Annotated in this window: 12 protein-coding genes; all 12 read right to left on the reverse strand. The window is 42.0% G+C overall.

Annotated elements, in window-relative coordinates; translation table 11 throughout:
* Window positions 1-2 precede the first annotated feature (2 nt).
* The 12 genes from R7093_RS01140 to tagH are packed head-to-tail and all read right to left on the reverse strand — an operon-like array spanning window position 3 to window position 14,846.
* On the reverse strand, window positions 3-797 hold the full coding sequence (locus R7093_RS01140) for a type VI secretion system accessory protein TagJ (RefSeq protein ID WP_017820215.1): 795 nt from the start codon (window positions 795-797) through the stop codon (window positions 3-5).
* A 10-nt stretch (window positions 798-807) separates the two neighbouring features.
* Complete coding sequence (gene tssC, locus R7093_RS01145) at window positions 808-2,319, reverse strand: type VI secretion system contractile sheath large subunit (RefSeq protein ID WP_047100991.1); 1,512 nt, start codon at window positions 2,317-2,319, stop codon at window positions 808-810.
* Between the two features lie 52 nt (window positions 2,320-2,371).
* Window positions 2,372-3,865: a type VI secretion system contractile sheath large subunit gene (tssC, locus tag R7093_RS01150; RefSeq protein ID WP_005375950.1), complete on the reverse strand. Its 1,494-nt coding sequence runs from the start codon at window positions 3,863-3,865 to the stop codon at window positions 2,372-2,374.
* Entirely contained in the window at window positions 3,865-4,395 is a 531-nt protein-coding gene (tssB, locus tag R7093_RS01155; RefSeq protein WP_005375949.1) for a type VI secretion system contractile sheath small subunit, read from the reverse strand. The genes tssC (R7093_RS01150) and tssB overlap by 1 nt, the downstream gene beginning before the upstream one ends.
* Before the next feature lie 15 nt (window positions 4,396-4,410).
* The gene (tssA, locus tag R7093_RS01160; protein WP_017635624.1) at window positions 4,411-5,526 is read right to left on the reverse strand and encodes a type VI secretion system protein TssA; all 1,116 of its coding nucleotides are present in this window, start codon (window positions 5,524-5,526) and stop codon (window positions 4,411-4,413) included.
* Complete coding sequence (locus tag R7093_RS01165; RefSeq protein ID WP_047100990.1) at window positions 5,519-6,313, reverse strand: PP2C family protein-serine/threonine phosphatase; 795 nt, start codon at window positions 6,311-6,313, stop codon at window positions 5,519-5,521. The genes tssA and R7093_RS01165 overlap by 8 nt, the downstream gene beginning before the upstream one ends.
* Before the next feature lie 9 nt (window positions 6,314-6,322).
* Window positions 6,323-7,018: a type VI secretion system-associated protein TagF gene (gene tagF, locus R7093_RS01170; protein WP_005387528.1), complete on the reverse strand. Its 696-nt coding sequence runs from the start codon at window positions 7,016-7,018 to the stop codon at window positions 6,323-6,325.
* Window positions 7,000-10,518: a type VI secretion system membrane subunit TssM gene (gene tssM / locus R7093_RS01175; RefSeq protein ID WP_047100988.1), complete on the reverse strand. Its 3,519-nt coding sequence runs from the start codon at window positions 10,516-10,518 to the stop codon at window positions 7,000-7,002. Before tssM ends, tagF begins: the two co-directional genes overlap by 19 nt.
* Before the next feature lie 16 nt (window positions 10,519-10,534).
* Window positions 10,535-11,827 (reverse strand): type VI secretion system protein TssL, long form, encoded by a 1,293-nt coding sequence (gene tssL / locus R7093_RS01180; protein WP_005375939.1) that lies wholly within the window; start codon window positions 11,825-11,827, stop codon window positions 10,535-10,537.
* Between the two features lie 11 nt (window positions 11,828-11,838).
* Complete coding sequence (gene tssK / locus R7093_RS01185) at window positions 11,839-13,164, reverse strand: type VI secretion system baseplate subunit TssK (RefSeq protein WP_318146465.1); 1,326 nt, start codon at window positions 13,162-13,164, stop codon at window positions 11,839-11,841.
* 21 nt (window positions 13,165-13,185) lie between these two features.
* Window positions 13,186-13,641 (reverse strand): type VI secretion system lipoprotein TssJ, encoded by a 456-nt coding sequence (gene tssJ, locus R7093_RS01190; RefSeq protein ID WP_005375933.1) that lies wholly within the window; start codon window positions 13,639-13,641, stop codon window positions 13,186-13,188.
* 11 nt (window positions 13,642-13,652) lie between these two features.
* Window positions 13,653-14,846, reverse strand: a complete 1,194-nt coding sequence (tagH, locus tag R7093_RS01195; protein WP_005375931.1) for a type VI secretion system-associated FHA domain protein TagH — start codon at window positions 14,844-14,846, stop codon at window positions 13,653-13,655.
* Between the last annotated feature and the right edge of the window lie 73 nt (window positions 14,847-14,919).

Here is a 14,919-nt window from a genome sequence, read left to right on the forward strand (position 1 = left end):
TTCTACGCTATTTGTTTCTGTTCTAATAATGTAGTCAAATCACAGATTGGAAGCGCTGAGTCACCGACTAACCAACATTTTTGACCCAAGCCAACAAAAGATTCTTGCTCACCAATCTGCTTCCAATCCGTTTCTCGGCCTAACTTTTGTGCATCGGTCTCTGAGTCGACATACGTCAAAGGCATATGGCCTTCGCCTTCACCAAGTCCATCGATATCAAACTCGACAGGTCGCCAAATACTTTCTAACAAAGAAGTAGGTGCTTTAACTTCTAGCGTATGGATGCTCGATATGGGTACAAGAAAATAGTTACCTGCTGTAGAAAACAGTTCAATGTAACCACCTAAACGATCATCAATATCTCTAGCATCTTCGTAGTTTGTGCCGTTTACGTTAAACCCTTTAATAGTACGACGCTCTTCAATGCGATGCGATAGACGTGACGCTTCTTCGTACTCTTGATTTCCGAGAGCAAGATTAAATCGAACAAGCTCTTTAGTTAATTCCTCATCACCTAATACTTTGGCACTAGCCGCACCATTGATAAAATCCTTTCTAGCTTGAGCTGCTTTCACTAAATGTCGTAGCTGACTTGCACCAGGCAGATACTCAGGAAACAATTTAATCGATTGCATGAGCTGAGCGTCCGCACGCTCGAAGTCCCCATCAATGCAAAGAAGCTCAATGAAGGAACTTCTCAAGCTCGCATCTTTAGGGGTTGCTTTAATTTCATCAATTAATTGCTCTAGAGCGTGTTGCAATAGGCCTTGGGACAAAGCATTTTTCCATTGAGTCATTGTTATTTCCTTACACCATGTGCTCTGGTGATAATTCGGTAATTAATTTAATGCTAGATACCATTTGATCGAGTTGAAAATGCGGTCGCAAATGGATAACTGAGTAATAATGTCCAGGAGTTTCTCTTTTCTCTCGAACTGTAATTTTTGCTTCATTTAGGGGGTATTTAGCCCGAAGCTCATCCGACGCTTCATCTGATGCGGTAGTGTACTGGTGTAACCAGCGTTGAAAGTCACGCTCTAGGCTTTCCGCGTCTTGATACCCACCAATTTTGTCACGCCCCATAACCTTGAGATAATGTGCGACTCGCGATACACACAATGTGTATTGCAACATCGATGTCAGTTTTGCATTCGTTGAAATATGCTTTTCTGCGTATTGTTTGGGCTTGTAGAGAGATACATTCGAGGTCATCCCTACCATATCGGTCTCAGGTATTGGAGAAATAGAAATAAAACCGCACTCAGACAATTCTTGTTCTTTTCTCTCAGAGATTTTCAAGTTTAACGGACATCTTTCACGATCATTCTTGCCATTAACACGCATCTTGCTCCTTGTAGGAGCGACGATAATACCCTGACTGTAATCGCCTTGTTTAATCCCTCGCATATGCGTGAACCAACCATGTTCCTGAAATGCTCTAATTGATACAGCAGCAAAACAGTACGCACTACTCCCCCATAGCAAATCTCGGTTGGAGTCGCAGACGTGTTCTTGAAAATTGAATTTATCATTCCGCGAGCCATCACTTTTGTATGGCTGACGGAACAAGACGTTAGGTGCAGTCAAACCAATAAATTTAGCGTCATCGTTATCTCTCAAACTACGCCACTTTGCATAATCTTCCTGTTCAAATTGGGCTGCTATATCTCTTATCGCAGAGAGTTGAGCGAAACTATCAACACCAAACATCTCTGGCGATGCAGACATGATAAATGGGCTGAATGCTGCAGCTGCAGACTGAGAGATCTTACTCAACACAGACAGATCTCTATCAAAATAATTTTTACTAGGATCACAGCGAAGCTGATAATCTCCAACCACCACACCAAAGGGTTCTCCCCCTGCCATGCCATATTCATTTTGATAGAGCAACTTAAATAGTGCTGATTGGTCAAACTCGATGGCTTTTAAAGCATCTTTACTGATTTCATTCCATGTCGCCGTTAAAACCTTAACTTTTACAGAATCCGATGAATGAGAATCAACCTGTTCACATAAATACCTAACTCCAACCCACCCCCTTTCGAGCTGTTGAAACTCAGGATGATGTAATATTTCATTTAGTTGAGATTCTAATAGCTCATCAATGCGGTTAATTGTGTTCATCACACTATGACGAAAGCTGTCCAAATCTCTTGAACGTGTACCTTCTAGCCAAATTCGCGCTGACGCTACAAGATCAGAAGATTCATTGAATCGAGTCAACCACGGGCTATCAAGTTCAGCATAGCCTCCGGTACTAAACTCATGTTTTAGCTTGCTAGGGTCGCGAAAGTTAAGTGACACTGCTAATTCCATCTAGAACATAAAGATTGGTCATGGCTGGCCTTTCGACCAGCCAATTCATTTCTTATCCACCTGACTGAGGGATCTTGGCCACAAGTCGCAAAGATGTCGTCAGTTCTTCCATTTGCAACCAAGGTTTCAGCCATGCTACGGCATTGTAAGAACCAGGTGCGCCAGGAATTTCCTTAACCTGAACACGAGCGTCTGCTAGAGGGTATTTCGCTCTGATCTCTTGACCACCGCCTTCAGAAGCATTGACGTAACCTAGGATCCAGCGGTTCAGCCAAGACTCAACGTCTTCTGCTTCCATAAAGCTACCAATTTTATCTCGAGCCATTACTTTCAAATAATGCGCAAAACGAGATGTTGCCATCATATAAGGTAGGCGGGCAGAAATAGCCGCATTGGCCGTTGCTTCAGGGGATTCATGGTTCGCTGGTTTTTGACAGGTTTGCGCACCAAAGAACACTGCATAGTTGGTGTTTTTGTAGTGACAAAGCGGTAAGAAACCAAGCTTACCAAGCTCCGCCTCACGTCTGTCGGTAATACCAATCTCTGTTGGGCACTTCATATCAGGGTCGCCATCATCACTCATGAAGAAATGCGTTGGCAAGTTATCCACTCGACCGCCGCCTTCTGCACCACGGATGGCAGTACAAAATCCATATTTTGAAAATGCGTCAGTTAACTTAACACCAAGAACATACGAAGAGTTCATCCAACAGTAGTCGTTATGTTCAGCGTTAACAGCAATACCTGAAACAGGATCTACTTCGAACTCTTCAAACCCAAACTCTTCGACTGGAGCGGTAGCTTGTCCGTATGGCAAACGAGCAAGGACTTTTGGCATCGTCAGACTAACGAAGCGCGAATCGGCACTCTCGCGGAACGAACGCCATTGGGCGTATTCTAGTGATTCAAATACCTTATCTAGGTCGCGTGGTTTTGACAGCTCAGTCCACTCATCAAAGCCGAATAGTGCTGGTGAAGCCGCGGACAAGAATGGAGAGAAGCCAGAAGCCGCTACATTTGACATTAGGCGTAACGACTCAATATCTTCTGGGTGGTTGGTAAACTCATAGTCTCCAATCAATGCACCATACGGTTCACCACCAGCACTACCAAACTCAGACTCGTAAACCTTTTTAAAGATCTGGCTTTGATCAAACTCAACAGCTTTGCTCAAGTCTTTATGTAGCTCTTTCTTGGTCATGCTCATCATGCGAACTTTCAGAGTAGAGCTGGTCTCTGAATTCATCACTAGATAATTTAAGCCGCGCCAAGAACCTTCGAGTTTCTGTAATTCTGGGTGATGCATTACTTCAGACAACTGATCAGAAATCTGCCTATCGAGCAAATTAATCGCTTCACGAAAAGTTACTGTTAGGTTTTTGTTCCAAGTAACTGTCCCTTTCATTGCTTCTTCAGCGAGCGTTTTTATCAGCTCCTCAGCACGAGAAGCTTCGGTCTGCTTAGTCGCACCAATAGCTTGATCTAAGAATGAAGTTGTCTGTTCATTAACAGTTGGATCTAACTGTTTTTCAGCTTCAGTCGTCATTATTCCGCTCCTTCAGTACTGTCTGACTTCGCTTTCTTGCCAAGATCTAACTCGCCTGCAAGTCTTGCCAGGTTGTCTGTATTGTTCAAAACATCCTCTAGGATATTTTCAAGCTCTTCTGAGCGGTCAACTTTTGTCATCAAATCACGCAGTTTATTACGCGTTTCCATCAATTGGCGTAGTGGATCAACTTGATTTACGATCGCAGCAGGCTCAAAGTCTTGCATTGATTTAAAGTTTAAATCTACCTCAAACTGTGAATCGTCATTCGCAAGCTTATTCGCAACTTTAAACTTCACCGATGGATTCATTTTTTTGAGTACATCGTCAAAGTTATCTCGATCGATCTGAATAAAACGGCGGTCTTTTAATGGCTTCAACGCTTCTGTGTTTTGACCAGCGAAGTCACCCATTACACCTACAACAAAAGGCAGTTCTTTCTTAAGAGTCGTACCTTCAGTTTCAACATCATAGGTAATGTGGACACGAGGCTTCCGTACTCGTGATAGTTTCGAGTGGATACTCGTCATACCATTCTCCCTTTATTAATTTTCATTTTGTTCTGCTATGCCAACCAAACGGAAGTAGCTTTTCTTTGCATCCCCGTCGGAGATAAGTTCCGCCAGTAACTCCGGCAGAGGCATCCCACACCAACGAATGATCTGTTCGATGGAGTAAGAAACTGGTGAGTGAGGTTCACTCTCTCGGAAGAAATCAGCTACTTGCTGCAATTGTCTAATTGCCTGCTCTCGTGATTTCATGTTTGTCGCTAATAATGCATCACAACTTTGTGCACTTAACGGTTGTTCAGAAGAAGATTCATCAAGATCCTCTAGCTCTTCAATCACTGCTTGTGGTTGATTAAAACGGTCTCCAAGAAGGTGCTTTAATGCCGAGTGTATTGATTCAAGTCTTTTTGATATATAAGAGCTAGGAGTCACATCACCGACCGCTTCATCTAATCGCTGACTGAATTCATTAAATGATTCCGTAGCGAACTCCAAATCCGTGATTAATTCTCGATAAAACGTATCAGAAGTCGACTTAACCGTAGTTGTAATTTCAGATAGCTCAACAGCCCCAAGCTCGACTCGATTTCGGCGCTTATCTTCGTCTAAGCGCTCAAGCTCTATAGCTTGCTGATATTCCCAATAGGCATAAGCTTGCTCCACGCCTAAGTCAGTCAATGGTATACAAGCAATTGGAAAAATAAGTGTTCCTTCACTATCGATACCATTGAGGCCAATAATCGCCGATATTCTTGTCTCAATACCATCTTCATCAGGCATTGGGTACAGATCATCCCAAAAGTTCTCAATTAAACTGGTTGCGAGTTTGTAGCCAACGCCCATACCACGAAAACCATACAATCGAGTTAGGGCTTCTATAAGCCAGGCAACAAATTCCAAATCTTTAGACTGATTCGTGAGTATTTCTGGGACATCTTCAATAAATACTCGCCATAAATTGCTGTGGGTATAGATACTTTCTTCTTCTATAAGAGCATTACGTTCAGCGTTGCGGGCGGCCATACGCTGATCTTTCAACCGATAGTAAGCAGACTGTGGTGATACATCCTCTCTAGGATCAACACCTGTAGGATTTTCTTGAGATATAGGAGCCAACGCTTGTTCATACCAATCAAACATTTCATTACTCATAAGCTCTCCCTCCTAGAAAGACAGGTATCGTCGCGTCTTCTCTAGTTACTGTTTCACACTCCGTTTGCGCTTGGCGAACTTTGATCAAAGCACAAGTTACGTTATCACTTGCGCCCCGAACCAAAGCCGAATGCATGAGCGCTAATCCAGCTTGGTTGACTGAGTCTGCATACAATGTCCGATGAATTTCATCACTCGTAAGTTCCTTAGAGAGTCCATCGCTACAGAGTAGAAACTGATCGCCGTCAGCCAACTGCCCTGAAACTTGATCAATAGTGACACTTTCGTCGACCCCAACAGCTCTGGTAATAACATTTGCAAGAGGGTGAGATTCGGCATCTTCAAATGCCAATAAGCCCTGATCCACTAAGTCCATGACTTGACTATGATCACGTGTTTTTTGGACAAAATTACCACTTCTAAGCTGGTAAATTCGGCTATCCCCCACCCAAAGGCAGTGGTAATACCCATCCTGAATAAACAACAAAACAAGTGTTGTTCCCATCGTTTTACCGTCTAAGTGATTTTGTGCGTATTGGTAAATTTCTAAGTTCGCTTCTTGAACCACTCTTCGGATATCATCGATATTAGTATTGGAGACATCCTGCATGTGGCGCGCGACTCTATCCACTAGCATCTGGCTTGCTATATCGCCAGCACTGTGTCCACCCATTCCATCGGCAACCACCCAAATATGCTGCTCTGTCATATCCAACAGAGCATCCTCGTTATAAGGGCGTACTTTTCCTGCGTGCGATTTAGCAAAGGTAAAATAGTTCCAATTCATTCTTCTATCCTACCAATTCCACTTTTTCCAGCCGCCATCAAGCATGGCTGAAAACTGACCAATTGAAGGAAATCCACTAGTAATGAACATGCATGGTTCAACCTTCGTTGAACCTTCAGTCCACCAAAAACATGGTTTACTCAATTTTTCTTTAATGAGGTAATTCAAAAGCGTATTTTGATCAGTATTGCCGTGATCATGAAAAACTGTAGATATTTGGCTTTGATAAAGAAACTCTAGAGGCCTCACTTCACTTGTTACATTCGCAACGAGGTCATTTTTTTCTTGAGTACTCTTATGCCAAACATCAAAGACAAAGTCGTCCTCAAGTACTGAAAGAGCAAGAGCGGCACTGTCCTCGGTCCAAGCTCTGTCACCCCAATATTGCGCAGCTTCACCTTTTACGGCACGAGCTATAGTAAAGAAAAAGTATCTACCGCATGCATCAACACTAGGAATCATGCTACCAATGTAGGTTGAGTCTTCTAAATAGCTAATATCCAAAGCAAAGTGCCACACAGGAGCCGTTAAAAAGTGCTCATTCCAGCTTTCACCCAGTTGTTCCCTGCTGACTGCAATAACCGCCTGTTGCCAATCATGCCAACGCTCCGAGAAATCTTGTGATAAACCATCTTTCACAAAGTCCCCTTTTGCAGGCATTTTACCGATATAGCCCCAGCCTGATGTTATAAGGTTCGTGGACATCTGAACCTCTCCATTTCATTTGACCAAAACGGATTAATGGCACTAGAAGGAATAAGCTCTAGCTGTACCTTATTTCCCTTTAAATCAATCATAACTATATTGTCTTTACGCGATTCTGGCCTTGCTTTAAGTGATTGATCCAAAAGCTTGAATATGCCCCACTCACCTTCATAGGTATGCGCAATTTCGCGTTTAGATTCAGGTGGTGTGAACACAATTCGAGTCTGATCTTGACCGGCAGGCCAACTCAACGATTTAGCTCTTGCTGGTCCATGCTTATAAACCAAATCTTGTCCACCCAACTCTAAGACAAATCGAGTAATGTGCTGGTCTAGATAAACAGGCTTCATCCCAAACTCTACGCGTAATGAATTATCAGATTCAAAGAAAGACTGCCTGATACGTTGCGCTCTTTGAAAGACCATTAGTGTTTCTGGACGAACTCCAATTTCCTTTTCTAATCGCCAACGACTTTTCGAAGTATCCACAAACGGTTCGAGGTATTCTTGGAAGAATGCGTCAAGCGTACCTCCATAACCAAAGAATCGCTTAAAGTCTTTCAATCTAACTTCTCTGCTCGCGTTGGGCTCGAATGGATATCTGCCAGCAATAGTCCGCTGATAAGGGCGGACCACCTGTGTTACCCAAAGTTGATTTAGATGATCCTTCGAACCGCTCTCCGCAAACTTAACCGACTCTTGAGAAAGCTCACCTAGCCATTGATTAAATGGTCTCGGCAAAAGTTCTTTAGCACGAGCGAAGGAAGCTGCGACATCTTGTGTAACGGTTCCATCTAAAATACTTTTGTAGGCAATTTTCTGATTGTTACCAGAGCTTGATAAGTCACTTAAATACGAACGCAAGTTAACCATTGCTTGTTGAATATCATCAAAGTCTTGCTCACCAAGGCGTAAGATCTCTGAAAAATGCGATTCGACTTCTTTACCTGGCAGAGCAACATTGAAGCCGTTTTCTTCAGGTAAATACATGTCTAGTCTATCTGCCGTATTTGAAAACTTAACTTTGGCAACTTTACCAGCAACTTCAGAAGCGGCTTTTTGATTTTCTGACAATGATACTTTTGATAGAGCAACCTCTTTTTGGATTGCTCTCAACAAAGATTCGATTGGTCTTTCAACTCCAGATAAAACCCTCGCTTGCTCTGTCGCAAGTTCTAGGCTCGGAGCCTGCTTCAATTGAATATCTTCGATCAACGTTTTCCATTCATTAACATAATCTTGATAGTATCGAGACTGAACGCCTTGGATGGCACTATCTTGATCAATTTCATGAGCCTTAAGATCGTCACCATAAACCCAGTTCTCTTCCATTAGGCTTTTTACTGTACGGTTGATCTGAATCTGAAAAATGCTATGAAAACCATTGTACGTGTAGAAACCCGAAATGCCTTGTGATAGCGGTTTTCCACTAGCTCGCTCGAACTGCTCAAGCCCTTTAGGTCCCAATACATCAGTCAAGCGAAATGAAGGTACATGACTCTTAGAAAATTGTATTTTCATTCGCTGATAAGCACGTTCAGGTAGAGACATTTGAGTCAACACTTCTCGAGCACTCGTCACGGCAGCAGTGTTGTAAGTAAAGCCTTGTCCATCGTTGCCTAATAAATATTGAGTGTGCTGTAGCAAACGTCTTCTTAAGTCTGCGTTTAGCTCACCCGGATATTGACGTTCGAAATAAAAGTTAAACCAAGCCAACACTTCATCTTGTTGATATTTGTCTGGATTGAATAACATCAAATACGTTTTTAACGTTTCGTACAAATACTCACGATGCTGTTGATTGCTCTCCATTTCTGACACCAAGCTATCAAGAAGCAGAGGGGCGTAATATTGGGTCAAAGCATCAGAATATGCATTGTTTGCCGCCTGAGACACTTTGTCTCCTTGATAGAGACCAAACCTCTTTACAGAGTCGGCATCACCGTAGTCGCTTTGCTTTCCGAGAGGAAGCGTCATCAACCTATCTAATGTTTCTACAGCTGAAACAATATCCGCTTCAAAATCTAAACTTTGAGCGCCAATCATTGCATCAATATGGCTCGCTTGTTCATTGGTATCGACAATTAACTGTGAGTTCCACTTATAACTCATAAACCAAAGCGCAGAAGCTCCTAGCAGTAGCGTTGTACATCCAATGTAAACACCTCGACGCATCCAACCTGACTGCTTTTGATAGTGACGATTAACTGTTCCTAACAGTTGCTCTTTGAAAATAACCTTGTCAAAAAGATTCTTTACGAAATAACTATGAGAACCAGTCTGACTCTTTGCTAGAGCTAAACGATTTAACCCAAGTCCATTGGTTGATTCATTCATCAGCTTATCGACTGGTAAGCCTTCTTGAACCGAACTCAACATAAACACACCACGAATCAAGGCAGGCTCTTCAAAACTGTTTTGTGCAAAAATTTCAGCTAAAAACTCGTCAAGATTAGCTTGTAGCACTCTTAATTGCTTTGGAAATTCAAAGATAAGCGCGCGTTTATCTAAATCGTCCTCTGTTTCAAGTATTCTAAGCATACGGGCATCAAGGCGCTCCAACATGCCATGAAATTCTTTGTTGAATAGAGAAATAACGCCTCTTTCATCATCCACTTCACGAGGGAACATGAAACCAAATAATTCCTCTCGCTCTTCCTTACTTAAATCGGCAAAGAACTCATTGAAACCGGCAACTAAATCCATTTTGGTGAGCAATACGTAAATCGGAAACTGCATGCCTAACTGGTTTTTCAGTTCTTGAAGTCTCGACTTAATTGCTCGAGCATGAAGACTTCGCTCGGTTCGAGTCTGAGACATCACGCTGGCTAAACTTATCGTAACAATCGCACCATTAATTGGTCTTTGCGTTCTATACTTTTTCAACAATCCTAAGAAACCATGCCACGCTTTAGAGTCGACCTTTTCTTGACTGTCTTGTGTCGTATACCGGCCTGCCGTATCTATAAGAACTGCTTTATTTGCAAACCACCAATCACAGTGGCGAGTGCCACCTACACCGGCAATAGAGTCAGAGCCAAGGCTGTCTCCTAATGGAAACTCTAACCCCGACTGCTTTAATACGGTTGTTTTCCCCGTTCCAGGAGGGCCAATCAACACATACCACGGTAAGTCATACAAGCTTCTCTTGCCTTTGTGTGTTTTCGTCACTACTTTGACAGCTTGCTCAATACGCTCGCGCATTAAGTCAATTTCACTTGCCGCTTCTTTATCTGATAGGCTATCAACCTCAAGCAACGTTTGAATACTTTCGTCTTCTTTCACCTTTTGCTTATGCTGCTTGGTAACGTTAAATATCGCCCAAAGCAACACCAACACTAGAATAGTGACTAGCCGTTGAAAGTCACTCTTTAGGGGCTCATATCCCGCTATCGCAATAAGTGGACCAACAACCCAAATGAAAATAGAACAAGCAGCGACACCTATAAGACCGAGAAACCATCTTTGAGTAAATATTCTGCCAATTTCTTTAATACGCATCTCTATCTACCTATTATTAATTCGCGACAAGAAGGTCGATTTCAATCCGGCGGTTAATAGCTCGGTTTTCATCACTACTGTTTTCAACTAATGGTCTTGCATCCCCCAATCCCTCGGGTATCACTCGCCCTTCTAATGCACTATTCGAGATCAGTTGTTCAGACATAGCAGTGGCTCGAGCTAATGATAGGTGCCAGTTCGAGGGATATTTACTCGTGAAAATAGGCCTATCGTCGGTGTGACCAGTAACAATGATCTTGCCTTGGGTCGACTCCAATGTTCTCGCAAGCTTAGAAATAACGGGTTGGATGTAAGCGACAACATCAGCACTACCTGATTCAAATAGATCTTGAGACTTTAACGAAATTCTTACCCTGTCTTGCAGCGGCTCAACATTGATTAGCCCCTTACCGATCTCAGTTGCTAGATACATTGAAATCTTTTCTGCAATTGGCGCTGATTTTGATTCTGACGTTGCATCTTGGTTAAGTTGTTGTGGTTGAATCAAATTGACTAATTGAGAAAAGGTGCGATTGGATGCCTTATTTAGCTCATAACTAAAATACATATATATGCAGACCAATAGTGCCGCCGTTACAGAACATACAACCCAAAGAGGAGCTCTATCAGAAGCCTTTGAGCCATTCAAAATGTGTTGGTCGATACTATTGCTTAGTTCCTGAGGGACTCCTCTCCCATAAGTCTTAAGAGTAGCAATAACCTGTCTTCTCAATTTCCGGTGCGATTCCAGTCCATTTTTTTCTAAACGGTATTGACCCAGAAACCCGAGAGATAAGCACACATACATTAGTTCAAGCAAATCTAAGTTCACATCTGGTTTCGCCATGCACTTATCAAGATGCTTAAAGAACGCTTCCCCACCTTGACTGCTAGCATAGAAGGAGCTAAGTAATGAATCGTGACTCCAGAATGAATTCCCACCCCAATTGGTGTTAAGGACAACTTCATCTAGTGAACAGCATAAACAATAACGAGCTGTATCAATGGTATCCAAATCAACGTCATGCTGACGTAATCGGTTCTCATAATCTCTAAGCTTTTGCGCCAATGTCTCTTTTAGAAACAACGGATCGGAATGAGTCGCTGTCGAGCGAATTTGACCGATAATAGATAACAGGCCATTCGCCTCTGCTAGTAGAGAGTTATTCCCATAAGCGACCACTGAATCATTGTTCACCAATTCAGGACTTTTTGAGATAACTACGGTATTATCCACAGACTTTTCTGATTGTGGTTTCGATGCGGGTGCTCTTCCACCCGGTGTTGGTTTTACTATCGTTTGTTCCATACAGAGCGCGCCTATTGATTAATACTCCAAAGCTCAAGTTCAGCATTCGGAAAATGCCCTGATAGGTGAAGCGCAATACCGCCACTATCTTTTAGCCTCATCCAAAATGGCCCTTTCTTGACAACTTCGAAATAAACATAGCCCGTTTGGTAAGGAATCTGTCTCGGGACGACACTCAACGGCACTACGTTTATACCGTTGATCTGATTATTAATTAGATCGCGAATCTGTTCTGCCGGGCCAAACTTGAGTTGCGCTGGGACCAGGCGTCTTATTTCATCTGTTGTGGTGTCTGCTTTAATTGCTAGCACAAATTGGCATGACTCAAGCAAGCGTTTATCTGGAAGCGGCGTCACGTGAATACCGTATTGGCGAGGCTCCAACGGAAGTTTGGCCGCAGTTTGGTCAAGGACAACACTGAGGTACTGACTGAGTATCTGATTCAACTCGCTATAGACACTTGATACATCTAAGTGATCATACGCAAGCAAACTTGGGACTCTTTTAGTTTTATTAGAAAAAGTGGCTAACTCACCAATGTAACCTTTAAGTGTCGTCGCTAATTCCAGTGGATGTAACCTATCTAACTCACTGAAATGCTTTAACTTCGCCTCATATCGGTTCAGCATTTGGAGCATGATGAAATCAACAGCAGATGCCGATGCAGATTTACCCTTAATCAAGCGCTGTGCAATAACGTCAGCACGCATCTTTGTCATCGCGATAACGTTACGTAGATAAGCTGACATAACTTTGTCGCTAAGGAGGTTGATAAGCGGAGGAACGTACTCATCGTCTAGTATAACTTCCCCTTCAGGAGTTACCTCTTTGATCCTTAAGATAGGTAACTCCACATAACCCGCTAATTTGTCATTACTCGCTTTCAACTCTAGGTTAAGGGCTGCAACTTGGATGGTTTCTTCATCTTGTCCTGTAAGGTTATCTATCACGTCGATATCTTGAAGTACATAACGAGAGACGATCGATTCGCTTACATCCGAAACGTTTTTACCTGTAACACTTGAAAGAGGGAGAGTTATTTTTACTAACGTATTTTCAGTGTTTTTATCAATAAGTAGAGGCGAAACTGAATCGTTGGATATTAACGTATTAACCAACGTCATATCTGGCAAAACAGCTTCAAGATGCTCAAGTTCAATAAGACCATCTTTTAGCGCGTGTTTTTTTACTCGACATTTCCAAACTCCCCAATTGTAAGCCCCACCTAACTGATGTAAGCCCTTGAATTCTTGAGAGGTTGCGCGTTCTTGTTGTTGGAAGTGCTGGGGACGTAAAAACATTCCTTCGCACCAAGCCGTCTTGGAGTATTGCGTCATTTATAATTAGCCAACTAAACGTTATTTAACGACCAAAGACAGATCTTCTAACAATACTTGATATGTGTTGTAACCGGTCTTATCCACTTTAATGACTTGTCGCCAATTTGAGTTTTCAATATCTCGAAACGCTACGACAATGCCTAAATATTCTGTCTTTGGAGACATACTTGCTTGATATGTTTCTTTCTGACCTGGAGTTAATGAAACTTCATATTTATTCACTAAATCAGGTCCTAAGACTTTTTCACTTTCTTCATAAATAGAAAAAAAGTCCTGGCTTTCGAAAATGGTATTTGACGTTAATTCAAATACATACACCACTACAGGAGAAGGCCTGCCGTTTGAATCAGGATTAATGTTATGACTTGCTGCTATTTCTAAATCTGAGTATGGATCAACAACTAGGTTCGCTGCTGAGCACCCAAATAAAGCTATTGAAATTAATAACAAAATATATTGGTAAAACTTTTTCATCACCCTAATTCCTAGCCTTTGTTTTTTAATGCTAATTCATAGTGCTTAGCGAAGTCTTCTAAATAGAACGGAGACTCTTTATTGATAATATCATCGGATAGCTTTTCATGAATATCCTCAAACCTCTTCCAACTTTGAGCATATTTCCTAGCTGGAATAACCTTATTAATAACCGTGTCTTTCGCTAAAGCATCTGAGTATATAGAAGTAGGTTCAACAAGTGACATAACACTCGAAACCGTACCTTCAACACCTTTCATTAAGGCTTGCTCATGACTTTCGATGTCATTAAATGCTTCTTTAATGGCTGCATTTGGCTTTAAGAAGCTAGCGGTTTGACGGTTATATAAGTTATGAATCGCATCTTCTAAGTTTGCAGAAAACTTTAAAGGGTTATTTTCTGACTTACGAAATGCGGTATGACTAAGTCGATTTGTTTGTTTAAACACTGCTCTGTTATGCAGTGTTTCCATTAAACCAACTAGCATCAAAGAAAATGACTCCCCCAGTTGTTCGAACCATTCCTCTCGGTTATCGCTGGGAATCATCATTGGATCTATACCCACCCCTCTAACAAAAGCCGCAAGTTCACCCCCATTGGTATCAAAGTTGGGAGTCGATAGGTGTTCTGATTGTCGGTTAACTTTCGGTAAAGTTTCAGATACGGTGCTCTGTTTTTCGGGCTTTGGAATATCAATAAAATCATCGACTAAACCAATATCTAGCTGAAAGTCAGAAGGAACACTTTCGTTTAAGAGTTCACTAGCACTAAGGCCTAGGTCAACAAATTCTGCTTCCGATGGACTTGAGACTACTTCAGGGGGTGCGCTAGAAAGACTTTTACTTGTCTCAAGACTGAATACATCTGTATCTGTTTGAATAGAAACTGAAATTTGATAATCCCCTAAGCTAACCATATCGTCATCGCTTAGTGCTATTTCATTTCCTTGACCCACAGGAGTTACAGCATTATTTACAAAAGTACCATTAGTTGAGAGGTCTTTTATCAAGTATTTGTCACCAAACTTAATCAGTTCTCCGTGGGTTCCGGATACCACTCTTTCAGGATCTGGTAGTGTCCAATCACATTGTTCAGACCTACCAAATGTAACCTTGGCATGTTCATCACTTGATTCAAACACGAACTCACTCTCAATCTCTGGAGTAAATTTGTGAAAACTTGTTATGGTTAAAACCAACTTCATGTAAACCTCGCCAAAGACCTGCTAGATATTATTTTTAATTTTATTATTAACTACTTTCTTATTAACAGTAAGA

This window comes from Vibrio sp. 1580, from assembly GCF_033340055.1.

Coding starts and splice junctions, on each gene's coding strand:
- R7093_RS01140 (WP_017820215.1), bottom strand. CDS start 797: ATGACTCAATGGAAAAATGCTTTGTCCCAAGGCCTATTGCAACACGCT.
- tssC (WP_047100991.1), bottom strand. CDS start 2,319: ATGGAATTAGCAGTGTCACTTAACTTTCGCGACCCTAGCAAGCTAAAA.
- tssC (WP_005375950.1), bottom strand. CDS start 3,865: ATGACGACTGAAGCTGAAAAACAGTTAGATCCAACTGTTAATGAACAG.
- tssB (WP_005375949.1), bottom strand. CDS start 4,395: ATGACGAGTATCCACTCGAAACTATCACGAGTACGGAAGCCTCGTGTC.
- tssA (WP_017635624.1), bottom strand. CDS start 5,526: ATGAGTAATGAAATGTTTGATTGGTATGAACAAGCGTTGGCTCCTATA.
- R7093_RS01165 (WP_047100990.1), bottom strand. CDS start 6,313: ATGAATTGGAACTATTTTACCTTTGCTAAATCGCACGCAGGAAAAGTA.
- tagF (WP_005387528.1), bottom strand. CDS start 7,018: ATGTCCACGAACCTTATAACATCAGGCTGGGGCTATATCGGTAAAATG.
- tssM (WP_047100988.1), bottom strand. CDS start 10,518: ATGCGTATTAAAGAAATTGGCAGAATATTTACTCAAAGATGGTTTCTC.
- tssL (WP_005375939.1), bottom strand. CDS start 11,827: ATGGAACAAACGATAGTAAAACCAACACCGGGTGGAAGAGCACCCGCA.
- tssK (WP_318146465.1), bottom strand. CDS start 13,164: ATGACGCAATACTCCAAGACGGCTTGGTGCGAAGGAATGTTTTTACGT.
- tssJ (WP_005375933.1), bottom strand. CDS start 13,641: ATGAAAAAGTTTTACCAATATATTTTGTTATTAATTTCAATAGCTTTA.
- tagH (WP_005375931.1), bottom strand. CDS start 14,846: ATGAAGTTGGTTTTAACCATAACAAGTTTTCACAAATTTACTCCAGAG.